Raw genomic sequence first — 15,167 nt, 5'->3', positions numbered from 1 at the left:
TGGGGACAAATCCTCCTCCAGTTGTCCATCCGCTTTGAAGAGCGCGTTAAACCGTTCATCCATTGATTTATTTGATAGAGTTTACACAAAATACTTGACAGACCCCTTGGATGGGCGCATAAGCAATGACATAGTCAATGCCAGCTTCTGTGTTGGTTACGGAACCCGTCTCCTTCTTTCCACTTTTCAAAAGGGTTTTGTATTCTTCGCTATACGGAGCCTCATCAATCGATTTTCCGATTAATTCTTTACTGGCGACGTGTTGCAAACGATTCTGTTCGTCCACCAGCGTAATATATATATTTGAATTCTCTTGTTGCAAAAAAGTATTAATAAATGATTCAAAGTTTACAGTGGCATAGACGAGACCGATGACTTTGCTATCACTCGCTTTAATAGGAGAAGCGATTACAATAATGCGATTACCCGTCGCCTTCGAGACTAAGATATCCGAATAAGAAGGCTCGCCCTGCATTCCTTTTTGAAAGTAGTCGCGCTCCTTAAGCGCAATGCCTACCGCATCCTCCAATGAGTCAGCCATGACGATTCCGTCAAGTCCTGCAACTCCGACAGATTCATAGACATCAGATTGTTCTTGAATTAGCTTTAGGTAGGGAGTCATCCAAGTGGGATTGAGCGATTGCATCGTTTCAGTCATAGCCGCCAGTTTAATTTCACTCATTCGGCGATCAAGCCATTGATCCATCCCTTGCGACTTACTTTCTACAACACTGCGAAACGAATCTTGTTGTTTTTTAATCAGCTCTTGTGAACTTTGATTATAGATGATAAGAGATGATACAACTAATGGAACGAGAGCAACAAGCAAAAACCAGATTAGTATTTTCCCTCTAATCGATTTGGATACGAAATTCATTTTTTCTCTCAAAAAACTCATCTGAATTACGCCCTCTCTGTTTGGTCGTGGATGAAATGAAATACACCATGCAGTGAAAAATGAACCATAAAAATCGGACTTGGTTCCTATTACAATAAGATTATCGGAGAAACGTGTGAGAAATGTTATAGGCCATTCAGGTAATAATTTCCTCGAAAAAGTCATGTCATGAAGAACCTCTTTACATGACCTGGAATATACAAAAATATAGGCATTTATCCCATACATGCTTATTCTGACCGACTTCGCGGAACATGTGCATGAAGCGAATAAAGAATCAGCATAAAGGAGTGTTTCAGGTTGATCGAACAATCATCCCATTATTTTGCCCGCGGCAATACCGCGCTCGGCGCCCATTTCCTATATCAATCCGCCTTCTCTGGGCTAAATACGATCTTCGTCCTTAATGGCCCGCCCGGTACGGGGAAATCAACGGTTATTCGCAGCTTGGCGGATAGCCTTCTGAAGAGGGGCCAACATGTGCAACACTTCCACTCCCCTCTGCGTTCCGAAGAACTTGATGGCATCATTGCAACAGAGTTGAAGGTTGGTATCGTAGAGGGGCAAGTCTGTGAGGGGATTTCGGAGAGCCATGCAGGTGACATCATCTATATTGACTTTGTGGAGGCTTTGGACAACAGCCGAATTTCCTCTGAGCAACAAGCAACGATTGAAGAACTTAGAGGCAAGCTTGCTGATGCCTATACAGATGCGTACGATACGTTCTTATCGGCATTGCGGATTCATGACGAATGGGAAAAGTATTATATTGAGCGCATGGATTTCACGAAGGCAGACGACATTATGCAGCAATTGATTCATGATTTATTCGCCGAGCATACGAACGATACGCCAACTACCGGACGTCACTTGTTCTTCGGCGCCGCGACCCCGAAGGGTCCATTCGATTTTATTCAAAGCTTAACCGCACAGCTGGATAGACGGATTTTCATCAAAGGAAGGCCCGGCTCTGGAAAATCGACCCTGCTAAAGAAGCTGGCTTCCACTGCCGAAAAGAAAGGAATCGACGTTCAAGTGTATCATTGCGGCTTCGATCCCAATAGCCTTGACATGTTGATATTCCCCAAGCTCAGCACAGCCATCTTCGACAGTACCGCCCCTCATGAATACTTTCCTGATCGGGACGGGGATGAAATCCTGGATATGTATACACTTACGATACCCCCAGGCACCGATGAAGCATATGCAACTGAATTATCCGCTATTCAAGCACGTTATTCGGCGAAAATGAAGGAGGCCACCTCGCATTTGGCATTAGCCGAAGCCATCGATTCTCAACTAAAGGCCATCTACACTGCAGCAACAAATTTCTCCATTGTAGAGAAATTCCGACTTGAATTGCAAAACGTAATGGAATGAAAGGCTCCGATCATAGTTTTCCATTGTCTAACACCATATTCGCCCATGATCCTCTTGAAATGATGAGGCCATGGGTTTTTTTTATTTTTCATAATAAATAAGGTAGGCAATTTATGGTTTGCCTGTTGACAACAACCCTGTCTTATTTTGGTACAACGAAACTGCGCTTCAAGAAGCTGGAATTACTGAAATGCCAGCCGATCTATATGAACAAGGAAATTGGAACTGGGATGTATTCCAGGATATGCTTGTAAAACTTAAAGCCAACAATTTGAGATTTCCCCGCAATAATATCTACCTAACGGAGTCGTACTGTGACTTTTCTATTCGATTTTTCAAAATGAGCTATTGAGTAGCGTATTCCTACGCTGTAAAATATATATACTATAGCATATACACTTTGGAGGGCCATCGATGTAAAATGACGTTGAAGATCTTTTCATTTGGGACGATCACAATATTGAGCATATTGCGCGGCATGGCGTTCTCCCCGATGAAGCCGAGGAAGCATTTTGGGATGAGGATCGGATTCCGTTTCATGCGCATAGCGGCCACCGGGGTCTAATTGGCGCAACAGATGAAGGCCGGCGTTTAGTTGTCATTTTTATTAAAAAGGAAGGTAATCGTATTCGGGTCATTACCGCTCGAAATGCCGAGTCTGATGAGAAAAGACTCTACAACAAAAGGAGGTCAGCACGATGAAACGCATTATTTCCAAAGAGGAGATACCGGCGAATATGTCCGACGAAGAGGCTGCCGATTTTTGGGCGACGCACACAATGAGCAGCGATCTGCTCGAAGCCTCTATGGCCGAGGATAATCTACCGCGCCGTCACGGCCGCACAAAAACGATCTCCATCCGGCTGGAACACGATTTGCTCGAGCGCATCCAGGAAGTCGCGGCGCAAAAGCATATGGGGTATCAGACGCTTATGAAGCAGTTCCTAATTGAACGCGTCTATGAGGAAGAGAAGTCGATTCGTTAACATACAAGGATACGAGATGCCGTAAAGTTATTATTCATGGAGAATGCCACGACACGTGAATTCCGATAACGCATCACACATAAAAAAAGAAGCCAGATTGGCTTCTTTTTACGTGTGATGCGGGATTGCTTCAGAGACTCGGCCCGATTCGGTTAATACTGAATTCTTGATGACCAAGCACTTCCGCTTTCGTCCATTTTCCTTCTGCAACTTCTTGGATTTCCTGCCAAATTGCATCCCCTGCTAGCTCTAGACTCGTTGCGCCGAACAACATGTCACTTACATCTACATCCATATTATCTTCCATTAACTTAAATGTGTGCGGATTGCCGGTGATCTTGATAACGGGCACGACAGCCGCCCCAGTCGGCGTTCCCCTGCCTGTCGTGAAACAGACGATATGCACACCGCCAGCGGCCATACCCGATACACATTCGATGTCATTGCCAGGAGAATCCATGAAATACAAGCCGCCCTCAGGAACACTCTCGGCATACTCAATAATCCCCTTGATTGGCGCACTCCCGCACTTACAAATGCATCCCAGTGATTTCTCTTCGATTGTGGATAGTCCCCCAGCAATATTGCCCGGGCTAGGATTACCACCTCTCATATCCGCTCCCATCCGTTCGACTTCTTTCTCGAATCGTTCGACGCTCGAATACAGCTTTTGCGAGACAGACTCATTCACGCAACGCTCTGCGAGCACATGCTCGGCTCCAATAATTTCTGTCGTCTCACCGATAACAATCGTGCCGCCTGCGCTAATTAATGCGTCTGCAGCATACCCTAGCGCTGGATTCGAGGAAAGACCGGAGGTCGCGTCCGAGCCTCCGCATTTCACAGCTACTTTCAATTTACTTAACGGTACCGGCGTTTTCTGCTGCTGCTCTAACTGCTTCAACATGCGAGTGGCCAGCTCTGCGCCATGTCCAATTGCTTTAATTGATCCGCCGATCGACTGAATGTCAAACATCTCCACAGGCTTTCCCGTCATGCGTATCGCTTCCGCAAGAGCTACGGGATCCACGACTTCACAGCCTAAGCTAATAATAAGGACAGCACCTACATTGGGATTCCTCCCCGTTCCCGCTAGAACATCGAACGTGCGTTGCTTGTCTGTCCCGATCTGACTGCACCCATGCTGATGAGGTATCGAGATGGCTCCCGGCACCATCTGCATAATTCGGTTACACACTTGATTCGCGCATATTACTGTTGGAATGATAAGCAGATGATTGCGGATGCCAATCTCACCGTTCGGTCTTTCGTAGCCCATGATCATGCTCATTGGGAAGCCTCCCTTTCAGCCTGGTCACCACGTCCACGGATACCTTCAATATTATGGATGTGAACGTGCTTACCTTTCGCAATGGGAACTGTCGCTCTTCCGATAACTTCCCCATATTTGCGTACCTTCCAGCCTTCATCAATATCCAGAATAGCAAATTTATGACCGAAAGCGACATCATCGAGTAATTGTACTTGAAAGACGTTCGTTCCCAACTTGTAATGAACCTCTTCACCTATTTTCATATCTCGTAGAGCAGTAGCTACATGATCCGTCATATCCATGACGATCGCATCTGACAGGGACGTAGTCGTATGTGACATTCCTAATGATCACCGCTTTCCAGAAAGAGATTAGAATGTGCTCGTCTTCGTCGTTATTGAACACCATCTAGACTGAATTAATTCATTTATCAGAACTTCTCTTGCCTCTTCCGTATTAATGTAACGAAGCGCCTCTACAGCATGCCCGCGAACATATCTATTGTCGTCCTCAAGCGCTTCCTCCAGATAAGGAATGGCCGGTGCGGCCGCTTCTCTCAGCCGTAATAAGGATAGCGCCGCTGTAAAACGAACCTGTTCGTCCTCATCCTTCAGGCAAGCAATTAATCCTTCTACTATCTCTTTCGCTGGCTCACCGATCATCCCCAGCGCATCTGCTATCGTGCGGCGAACTTTAACATCGCCTCCGTCTAATAACGAGATAATCTGAGGAACCAGACGGGCGGCATGATGCTGCAATTCTCCTAAAGCGAACACCGCATGCTTGACCTGACGTTTTCTGGAATCATTCAATACGAGCCCTAAACCCTCGGCAGCATGTTGTCCACAAGCCGTTAAACCATATGCAGCACACATCGATGTCCATTTATTGTCCGATCTCAAAGCTTCCAGCAGTACATTCTTACCCGCATCCCCATAACGTACCAATTCGTAAGCTGCATGCAAGGCTACAGGCTCATCGTCTTCAGCCAACTGACTCGCGAGTTGAACGATCTTCTCTTCGTTCACTGTTTCTGTACCATATAGACTTCCAATCTCGCCGCGCAACCAATTCCAAGTATCTTCCCACATCGCTGAAGACTGTACGCTATTCGCAACTGATGTAGCAGGCATTCTCCATTTACTATCTTTATAGTCCCATGAAGGCTCACTTGGAGCTTCTGTTCTCATAAATTCAAATTTCAACATATAACGAGGCTGACTTGTCAAATTACTTGTAGAACGATGCCAAATATCAAAATGAATAAGCACGAATGTTCCTGCTTCCCCATTCGCTGTCAATTCTTCTTCCGTATCATCCTGAACGAAAGTTCGTGTTTTGTAATTGTGACTGCCAGGCATTACGCCTGTCGGCCCCAGTTCTATTGGCGTATCTTGCGGAAAATACATAATCATGGCCCACCAAGGGTGATGATTATTCATACGCTCAAATCCCCAGTAGCTGTCTTTATGCCAAGCTCCAGCCTTAGGCAATGCGTTATAATGACAATGACGATGGGTATGCATCAAGTAATTAGGACCAAGTACACTTGTAAGCGCGCCTGTAATAACAGGATGCTCAAACACCTTTCGCAGTTCACGAATCCGTGGCAAAACATTGTTTCCAGGATTGCCCTCATTTTCAAACACTTCATTTAATTGTTCCAGCAAACGCGCATGAAATTCATTCGAAAAGTCTGTTTTCAACCGTAATACGCCATCCTTAATAAACGTTTGCATCTGATCGTCAGTCAATAGCTTAGGTAAGTTCTGGTTCATATCCTCAATACCTCCTCCGCAATAATAGCTTAATTATAGGCAAGGCTATTCTTAACGAACAGGTATGATTCTAAGATTGATTAGTATAAAACTAAGCATACCTAAACCTTCTATAATACGATATGATAGAACCGTAACCGTCCAGCTGTACCATAAAAATAAAGCATAGGTGGATTCACATGAAAACGTCCCCAGGAGAAGCTGCACTCATTGATTTACTTCACACGCTTCAAGTCAATGTTCTTTATGCTCACCAAACCCAGTGCAGCACTGAATGGCAAGGGCTCGATTACACGCCTACTTATAACAAGCTCTACTTCATTCAAGAGGGAAAGGGGTGGCTCCAAATTGGAGACAAAGAGTACTTCCCCCAACCTGGACAACTTTGTCTCATGCCCGCCCATACGACACAAAGCTTCTCCAGCATCGACGGTCGGCAACCTTTCCTTAAATATTGGTGTCATTTCTCCATCAAGGCCGGGCCGCTTGATTTGTTTCAGTGGATTGGTGTCCCATTCTGTATAGATGTTGCAGATAGACAACGCATGGAGTATTTATTTAAACAATTAATAAATCCCGATGGGCACTCCGAAATCATTACGCAAATTCGGCGAAATGGCATTATGCTCGAAATTCTTGCCTCCTACCTGGAGCAAGTACCCGTTCGCATGCTGCAACATCGGAATGAAGAGATCAATCGACTGAACGTTATTCAAGAGTATGTAGATGAACATCTGCACACAAGCGTAAGTGTCGAGGAATTAGCGGGTATTGTTCATTTGCATCCTAATTATTTTATTACCTTTTTCAAAAAACACTTTGGCATTTCACCGCTTAAATATGTCAATCGCAAGCGAGCAGATCGAGCAAAATTATTGCTGCTCACTACCTCACTTAGCGTTAAAGAAATCGCCGACCGTACGGGCTTTGATGATACGAATCATTTCACAAAGTTTTTCCGCAAAGATGCGGGAGTCAGCCCTACTGAGTTCCGTACGACTTTCAGTTAGGAGCGCATATGTAACGCAATCGAGTAGGAGGGGGCGGCTAGCCCCCGTCCTCTCACACCACCGTACATACCATTCGGTATACCTCTTCATGATGCGATAGACGGTGCTGTAGCTGGTTGTGATCTCTATTTGTGACAGCGCCAGCAGAATATGCTGGACACCTTAATTACGGTTATCTTCATGTTCTCTAATGATGTCTTTGATTTTGACCAGAAGAAGTTCCTGCCGCTCCTGTTTGGGCGTGGGCTTCAAGCTACGGTAATAGTCCGATTCACTGACAGCAAGCACTTTGCACATCTCCTTGACGGTCCATGGATCCTGTCGTATTCGATTTCACGCGCAGTCTTATCAGCAGATGCATTATAGTAGGCTACGCCTAACTGCTCGGCGGCTTTCTTTGGACCAATCTCATCTCTCAATCTTACTGCTTCTTCTTTGAATGCTTTGTCGTATCGATTCATTGGCTCTCATCCCCTCGCTAGCTTTCATTTTATTTCATACGAGGGGGGGTTTTCGACTGCATTTTTATCGTAGCACTCCAATCAGAAAACGTCCCTAAGTCAATCGATCCGCCGAATCTGCCAAGCTAATAAAAAAGTATGGAAGGTATACAAAAGAAGTGATTATGCTCGGCATGTTCTTGCTGGCTCTGGCTCATTCTCATGAATAAGGTTGAGATAGAGGATGGGTACTTATTGAAAAGAAGAGGAACGAATCAGAACAATTCGAGTGATCTGACGCGTTCCAACGCCTGCAATCGGTTTTTGGCCTGCAGTTTGCTATAAATATTGTTAATATGCGTTTTTACTGTTGCCAAAGTAACATTCAGTTGAAGCCCTATTTCTTTGTTCGAAAGCCCCTTTTCCATCAAGCGAAGCACATCTCGTTCTTTTACGGTGAGTACAAGGTTACTGTTTTCGTTTGACAGCGACTCACTTATTCCTCCTTCTAAGGGATAGAAAAGTCGCAACAACCGTTTCACGTATGATAAAGGCACCTTCTTGCCCGGGCGTCGGTGTTGGTTTTGGCGCAAGTTGATATATTGATCGAATAATCGCCCCAGCGGAGCTCCCTCATCTACAAAGGTGCGGATATATCCTTCGGGCTGCGCCAAAGCAAGCGCTTCTTCTAATACATCCATACTTTGTTCAACTTTGCCTTGCACAGACAGAAATCGGCTCTTATGAACAAGTAAACGAATCCTCTCGCTTTGTCGTCCAGCCTGGCTCACGATGAAGAGGAGCCGCTCCGTTAATATCATGGCTTCCTCGGTTTTCTCTTGTTCTGCTAGCCATAAGGCAAGAAGATCATATTCCGCAACCATCGATAATGGAATTTCATCCTTGGATCGCAATCCACTTATTCGCAACCATCGTTTCACAGGCCTTTCATCACCTTGCATCCTGCCCAGCATGGCTTGAAACCATGTGACTTTTTCTGCCAAGCGGGAATTCGACCTCATTGCCTTTTGTTTGCTAAGCTCGTGGACAATTGCGTTAGCACTCTCCCACTCGTCTTGTACGGCAGCAATACGGGCAAGCCATAGCGTTGCGATTGTCGCAAGGCTGGGATTGTCATGCGACTTCCCTATATCGCGCGCTTGGCGCATATACCTCTCGGCTTCATCCAATTGATTTCGTTCATACTGCAATTTACCAACGTCGATACAGAGATGGGCGACAAAATCCTTATTTTGAGTTTCAGACCAAATCGATAATAAAGGAGTCAATACCTGTTTCGCCAAGGCAAGACTATCATCTGTGACATAAATATCCCACACTGGATGATATCCGTCTTGGTCGCTTCCAAATCCGATGAGGAAATCCCCTTGCGGATGTCTCTCGATATACTCCTTAGAAAATTGTACAGCATAGTCAAAATCCCGATCTAAAAAGGTCCGGATGGCGGCAAGAAACGCCAACCCCGCTTGTAATCTCATCTCTTGATCCGAGTTAAGGTTAGCTGTATCTCTTTCCAGCCAGCGCACCACTCGCCAATACCCGTCCGTAGCCGCTTGGGTCTGTCCGGACAAGTATTGAGAAGCAAGTTTGGTCAGGAGCATCATCGGTCTCGCAAACAACTGCGATTCGGGGATGGCGCTTAACCAGGTACAAAGTGTCGCCCATTCTTGAATCATGAGTTCGGGCGCGAGCAACTCCAATAATGAAAGAGCGTCAGCATAACTCTCACCTGCCAAATATTGCTCAATTGCCTCGTGAGAATATCCGTTCTCCTCTAACCATGTTCCCGCCGCTGCGTGCAGTCCCTTCCATTGCTGCGGTTCCTGTATTTTCAGTTGCGCTTTCAAAAACTGCTGAAAAAGATGGTGGTACCTGTACCATTCCCGATGCTCGTCCAAGGGTACAAGAAACAAACTTTCCTGTTCCAATTGTTGCAAATACGAGACACTTTCGGACATTTCAGTTACTGCCATGCATAGTTCGCCTGTCATCCGCTCTAAAATCGAAGTTTGAAGCAAAAATTGTTGCATATAGTCTGGCTGACGGGATAATACTTCCTCGAAGAAGTAATCCGAAACGTCTCGCTCCATTCCCGTCATGATTCGGAGAAGCGATGCCGGATCGGCATGTTCGGATAAGGACAATACTGCTAGTCTCATAGCAGCGGCCCATCCTTCTGTACGTTTCTGTACAGCTACCCCTTCATCACCGGACAGTTCCACTCCACCGCACAACGAAAAAAATGAAAAAGTTTCTTCTAGTATGAAGCGTAGATCACTGACACCTAACCGGTTCAGCCCGTCCCCTACCCGTATTCTGGAAAGGGAAATCGATGGAATGTTTTGACTGGCGATATAAAGATGAATGTGAGGTGGCAGGCGTTCCAACAAATAGACGACATCGTTTAGGATCGCAGGTTCTTGAACATGGTGAAAATCATCCCATACGAGCACTGTTGTTTGTGATATACGGTTCACTCCATTAACGAGCGCGGCAAGCAGTGAGTCTCCCGTAGCATCCGCAGCATGACGAAGTACAGCTTGTTCATCGAATTCTGGATAGGCCTGTTTCAGCGCCGCAATCGTATGAGCCCAGAAGCGCATACGGTCGTTTTCTCCCTGATCCAGCGATACCCATGCCACAGGCGTATCTACTATCGTTGCCCACTCGCTGAGCAATGTCGTTTTTCCGTATCCAGCAGGTGCTGTGACCAAAGTAAGCGCCCGGTTTAATCCCTCATTCAGTCGATGAATGAGGCGGGGGCGCGTAACAAGCGCTGAGCGTTGCCGGGGAATATGTAATTTGGTGGCTATGATCATCGCATGATCCCTTCCTTCACTCATTTAAATGAATTTTGACATATTTAACATGATGAAATTATTATTGTATTCCATTATAACCTTGCCCCAAATTTGTGACCATTCGAAAAATAGGATAAAATCTATTTCCAATTTGATTTATAAAACAATGAAAAAACGCCTGACGGCGTTCTCATACTTATTCCCGAACTCCAACCGAGGTCACATCGCCTGTAGCACAATCCCTCCATCTGCTTAATTCGCAAGCAAAGATTTCGATGCAAAAAAGGAAGCGACTGGTATCTTGTGATAAGCAACCGCTTACCGATATGGGATTATGACTCTCCTGCTTCCACCACCCACATTTGTACTCTGGGTGGTGTCTGTCTCGAATTATCAGGTTACGGTTGTTGTTGCTGTTGTTCCAACATTCTAAGCAGCATCACCGTCGCTTCTGCGCGGGTAGCCGTTTCGTTTGGCACAAACCGGTTATCGCCGCGGCCATCGGCAAGGCCAAGCTTGCGAATCGCTTCGACTGCTCCTTTCGCCCATTCAGGAATCGCTTCATCATCGGCAAAGCCGGTAGTCGCATTGGTGTTAAGCTGCAACTTAAGCGCACGAGCGATCATCGCTGCCATTTCCACACGAGTGATCTGCGCGTTTGGACGAAAGCTGCCATCGTTGTATCCATCAACGATGCCTGCCTGTACCGCCTGCGCAACGGCTTGCTTCGCCCAGTTTCCGATTTGATCGTGATCAATGAACGTTAGTGTTGCGCCTTCTTCCTCCAACTGCAAGGCACCAGTCAACATCACCGTAAACTCTGCTCGGGTAACGGGATGGTTCGGCCTGAATTTTTCACCCGGATAACCACTTACGATGCCTTTCGCCATGGCACGCTTGATGTCGCTTTCCACCCAATGTCCGGTGATGTCAGTAAATTCAATATCTGGTTCGATTGGTTTTGGATTTTCGCGATAGATGGTCAGCGTATAGTTTTTCTTTATACCATTCTCCGCCTGTACCGTTAGTATAAGCGTATTTTCACCTTCCTCCAGATCGACTTTGATTCTGTCGCTCATGACTTTATCGTTTCGAATCACTTTGGCTGCAGAATGTGCCTCTTCTGCGATAAGTTCTACTTGTACCGCTTCTGTACGTGTCGTATATTCTGTCGTTCCGGAATCAAACGCTGGGCTGAGCTTTAGCGGTTTGCCTCCCGACCATACTTGCAAGTCTGCTAGATTGGCGTTGTTGGATAAAACGCGACCTTCGCCATCTCCCAAATCTCCGTCTGAGCCGCCGCCTTCCTCTGTAGATCGAGCTGTAGTTGCTTGCTTGCTGAGCGGTGCGCTTTCATTACCCGCTTCTTCAAACGCCTTCACAGTAAAGGTGTAAGTTGTGCCTGCATGAAGATTTAAGACCGTGTATTCGAATAGGCTTGCTGAAACAGTATGAGGTATCCAGTTGTCAACATCAACATAGATACGGTAGCCTGCCACGCCCACATTATCCATCGCTTCTGACCACGACAGCTTCACACTCGTCTGTGTAATGTCCGTTACCGTCAGCACGCTTCCTCCCGGCCATGTCGGCGCTTCAGGCGCTTCATCTAATAAAGTAAATGCCTCAGAAATTATGTAGCTCTTATTTCCTGCCACATCGATCGCCTGGATATGCAAGTACCAAACACCAGTCCCATTAGAACGTTTCAACATATCCCCGCTTTGAAACGATTGCCAATTCACCGTAAAATCGTCTTCCAACTTATTTTCATTCGTAGACCAGACATATTGGAGTGCGCTTGGATCTACACCGCTGTCAGCGTCTGTTACGGTCACCATGGTAGCCACTTTCTCTTGTGGAACTCCTGGATCATTGCCATTCGGAGTCAACTCAATCAGGGGAGCGGTCTTGTCAATGTTGATGACGAGATCTTCCTCTACTTGATTGCCAGCTTCATCCTGTGCCTTCAACGATATAGAATGGCTGCCTTCCTCTGAGAAATCAAGCTGAATACGGTTATCGCTAAAAGGATGCCAGGATTCGCCCTCATCGAGTGAATAGACACTGGATGTAACTGTCAAGCCCTGCGCATGCCTGGCATATACGCTGGCCGTCACACCTTGCTGCGTCCAATCCCCGCTGGCATAATTCGCTCCATCTGCTTGTTCTAATTCTACATCTAGCCTGAGCTCGTCCAAACTAATCTTGATCGTATAGGTTTCTATGGATGTTTGGCCTGCCTCATCCGTGGCGGTGATCTCTAGCTGATATATGCCGCTCTCCGTAAATGTCCGTTCAAATGCATAGTCATCTTCTGACCCCACGATAAACTCGTCCTCATCTCCATCATGGTTCAGCTTAATCCGTAGTTCTTGCATATTCATATCTTCTGCTCGAATGGTCATGCGCACCTGCTGGTTAATCCATTCTCCTTCATAATACGGTGTCCCAGCATCGCCCACTGTCGTGGAGACATGAATCACTGGATGAAAATCAACGACTCGAAACACTTTAGACGAACGATATACCTCTTGATTAGCGAAATCTTTCGCATAAATATGCAAGTACCATTCGCCAACATCCGTTTTCGACAGTTCCTGTCCACTAGAGAATGAAGTCCACGTAGTTTCATCAAAAAACGGAGGATTCTCATCATTTGTCCAGGTATAATATTGTTCCGTTGCATACTCCTCAAGGCTGTAAACGATCACCTTCGTTGCAGCCTGCTCCCGCCATTTGCCGAAGCTTCCGTCGAATTGAAACCACACGATCAACCGTTCATCTGCTGCCAGAAAAGGAATACGATCATCCCTAGCATATTCTTCAGCCGCAGTTCCCCTTACTCCGATGATGACCAAGCCGTCGTCAAATCTAAAGGCGCCTGACTGAATCATTTTCACGCTAGCAGGAATCGTTACACGCTTTATTTTGTTGATAGCAAAGGCGCCTCCGCCGATCACTGTAACCGAGTTGGGAATGGAAAGATTCCCCTCTAATCCTCGCCCATAAAAGGCGACTTGTCCAATTTCTGTTGTTCCTTCCTCAATCCCACCGTTTATTGTTCCGATAACTAACGTTTGCCCATCCTTGGTGTACATGCCTTTGCCATCGAGATCCTTATATGCTGAGTTGTTCTCGTCTACTGTAATATTCTCTAATGGATTATGGGAAAAGGGATCAGCAGTTAAATTTTGCACATCTTTGCCAATGCGCATCACTTTAATTTGGTTATTACGGAAGGCTCCAGGCGAGATCTTCTGAACACCGTCCAGGATGTCTACCCTTGACAGTTCATTATATGAAAATGCAAAATGGTCAATGGTGGTCACGCTTGCTGGAATCGTGATCTCTTCTAAACCTCGTCCACCAAAAGCAGAATTCCCAATCTCGGTTGTTCCTTCCCGAATCTCACCGCTTATTGTTCCGAAGATTAACGTTTGCCCATCAGGGGAATATAAAGCTTGTCCATTCGCAGCAAGCTGAAAGTTCGAATTTCCTTCAGCGAGTTCAATGTTCTCCAAAGGATTCCTGTTGAAGGCACTTCCTGATATTCCGTCCACCATAGCCCCTAATTTAACATGAGTCAGCAGATTATCGCTAAAGGCGGAATAGCCTATCGTCTCCACACGATCAGGTATTTCTACATGGGTCAGTTGATTGTCCTGAAAGGCGCCATTCCCGATACGTGTTACATTCTCTCCAATATCAACATAAGCTAGGTTATTGTTTGAAAATGCAGCCATGTCAATTTCCGTCACGCTGGCAGGAATCTCGAGATGAGTCAACTGGTTGTCCTTAAACGAATTCCATCCTATTTTTGTAACAAAATGTGGAATCGTCACGCTTGTTATCCCTCTTCCGTGAAAAGCTCGCTCACCGATTTCAATCGTGCTGTTGGCAATCTCTCCGCTTACGGTTCCCACTACCAACAGCGTCCCGTCCGCCGAATACAAACCTTTTCCGTCAATATCCTTGTAAGTTGAATTGCCTGCATCAACCTTGATTCTCTCCAATGGATTGTGTATCAATGCGTAGTCTTCAATTTGAGATACATGGGGTCCGATCTCGATCCGTTTCAGCTGATTGAAACTAAAGGCATAGCCTTCAATCTTCACTACGTTGATTGGTATCATAACACTCGTCAGCTTGTTACTTGAAAATGCCGAACTCCTTATTTCCCTTACGCTATCTGGAATAATTACGCTTGTCAGTTGATGGTTATAAAAGGCGCTTCTTCCTATTCGTACAACGGATTTACCGCCTAACGTCGCCGGAATCGAAATGGCTCTGGCTGAGCCAACATATTTCGTAATCTCCACTCCGCCAGTTACATCCTTATATTCATAATCACTTTCATTGGCAAAAGCTTCATTCGTACCTGCTCCTATCCATGTTAAAAGTATAACAAACGCAAATAAAGCTGTTCTGGCAAAATAATAACGCCGCGGCATGTTCATCTTCCCTATCTTATGTCAGTAGCGTTGCATAAAAACTAACACAATAATTAATCTGAATTGTCAGAAAATAATTTCCCGTGGACAATGGCCAAAAACGTTAGGGGTCTTCATGTCAGATAG

General features: G+C 45.8%; 11 protein-coding genes. 5 read left to right on the top strand and 6 right to left on the bottom strand.

Going from position 1 to position 15,167, the window contains the following annotated elements; genetic code table 11:
• Nucleotides 1-67: 67 nt before the first annotated feature.
• Nucleotides 68-898: a cache domain-containing protein gene (locus tag ACFQ2I_RS19760; RefSeq protein ID WP_377567306.1), complete on the bottom strand. Its 831-nt coding sequence runs from the start codon at nt 896-898 to the stop codon at nt 68-70.
• Nucleotides 899-1,198: 300 nt separating this feature from the next.
• Here ACFQ2I_RS19760 and ACFQ2I_RS19755 point away from each other — a divergent pair, with 300 nt between their 5' ends.
• From ACFQ2I_RS19755 to ACFQ2I_RS19740, 4 genes are all read left to right on the top strand, one after another.
• Nucleotides 1,199-2,278 carry a PRK06851 family protein gene (locus ACFQ2I_RS19755; protein WP_377567304.1) on the top strand — a complete coding sequence of 360 codons (1,080 nt, stop codon included), beginning with the start codon at nt 1,199-1,201 and terminating at the stop codon, nt 2,276-2,278.
• Between the two features lie 118 nt (nt 2,279-2,396).
• Nucleotides 2,397-2,630 carry a hypothetical protein gene (locus tag ACFQ2I_RS19750; RefSeq protein WP_377567302.1) on the top strand — a complete coding sequence of 78 codons (234 nt, stop codon included), beginning with the start codon at nt 2,397-2,399 and terminating at the stop codon, nt 2,628-2,630.
• An 89-nt stretch (nt 2,631-2,719) separates the two neighbouring features.
• Entirely contained in the window at nt 2,720-2,980 is a 261-nt protein-coding gene (locus tag ACFQ2I_RS19745; protein ID WP_377567308.1) for a BrnT family toxin, read from the top strand.
• A complete protein-coding gene (locus ACFQ2I_RS19740; protein ID WP_377567300.1) occupies nt 2,977-3,264 on the top strand; it encodes a CopG family antitoxin in 288 nt (95 codons plus the stop codon). Before ACFQ2I_RS19745 ends, ACFQ2I_RS19740 begins: the two co-directional genes overlap by 4 nt.
• A gap of 130 nt (nt 3,265-3,394) precedes the next feature.
• Here the strand turns inward: ACFQ2I_RS19740 and ACFQ2I_RS19735 are convergent, their stop codons facing one another.
• The 3 genes from ACFQ2I_RS19735 to ACFQ2I_RS19725 all read right to left on the bottom strand — a co-directional run bounded on the left by ACFQ2I_RS19735 (nt 3,395) and on the right by ACFQ2I_RS19725 (nt 6,315).
• On the bottom strand, nt 3,395-4,555 hold the full coding sequence (locus ACFQ2I_RS19735; protein ID WP_377567298.1) for a UxaA family hydrolase: 1,161 nt from the start codon (nt 4,553-4,555) through the stop codon (nt 3,395-3,397).
• On the bottom strand, nt 4,552-4,839 hold the full coding sequence (locus ACFQ2I_RS19730) for a UxaA family hydrolase (RefSeq protein ID WP_377567296.1): 288 nt from the start codon (nt 4,837-4,839) through the stop codon (nt 4,552-4,554). Before ACFQ2I_RS19730 ends, ACFQ2I_RS19735 begins: the two co-directional genes overlap by 4 nt.
• A 69-nt stretch (nt 4,840-4,908) precedes the next feature.
• Complete coding sequence (locus tag ACFQ2I_RS19725; protein WP_377567294.1) at nt 4,909-6,315, bottom strand: HEAT repeat domain-containing protein; 1,407 nt, start codon at nt 6,313-6,315, stop codon at nt 4,909-4,911.
• Nucleotides 6,316-6,494: 179 nt separating this feature from the next.
• Between ACFQ2I_RS19725 and ACFQ2I_RS19720 the strand changes: the two genes are divergently transcribed.
• Nucleotides 6,495-7,325, top strand: a complete 831-nt coding sequence (locus tag ACFQ2I_RS19720) for a helix-turn-helix domain-containing protein (RefSeq protein ID WP_377567292.1) — start codon at nt 6,495-6,497, stop codon at nt 7,323-7,325.
• A 715-nt stretch (nt 7,326-8,040) separates the two neighbouring features.
• On the opposite strand, the gene ACFQ2I_RS19715 is transcribed toward ACFQ2I_RS19720, so the two are convergent.
• Together ACFQ2I_RS19715 and ACFQ2I_RS19710 are read right to left on the bottom strand one after the other, a co-directional pair.
• Nucleotides 8,041-10,605: a LuxR C-terminal-related transcriptional regulator gene (locus tag ACFQ2I_RS19715; protein WP_377567290.1), complete on the bottom strand. Its 2,565-nt coding sequence runs from the start codon at nt 10,603-10,605 to the stop codon at nt 8,041-8,043.
• A 380-nt stretch (nt 10,606-10,985) separates the two neighbouring features.
• Nucleotides 10,986-15,041, bottom strand: a complete 4,056-nt coding sequence (locus ACFQ2I_RS19710; protein ID WP_377567288.1) for a leucine-rich repeat protein — start codon at nt 15,039-15,041, stop codon at nt 10,986-10,988.
• Between the last annotated feature and the right edge of the window lie 126 nt (nt 15,042-15,167).

This window comes from Paenibacillus chungangensis (genome assembly GCF_042675905.1).
Taxonomy (GTDB): domain Bacteria; phylum Bacillota; class Bacilli; order Paenibacillales; family Paenibacillaceae; genus Pristimantibacillus; species Pristimantibacillus chungangensis.
The sequence above is the reverse complement of the archived record's forward strand: the minus strand, read 5'-3'. Positions and strand labels throughout refer to the sequence as shown.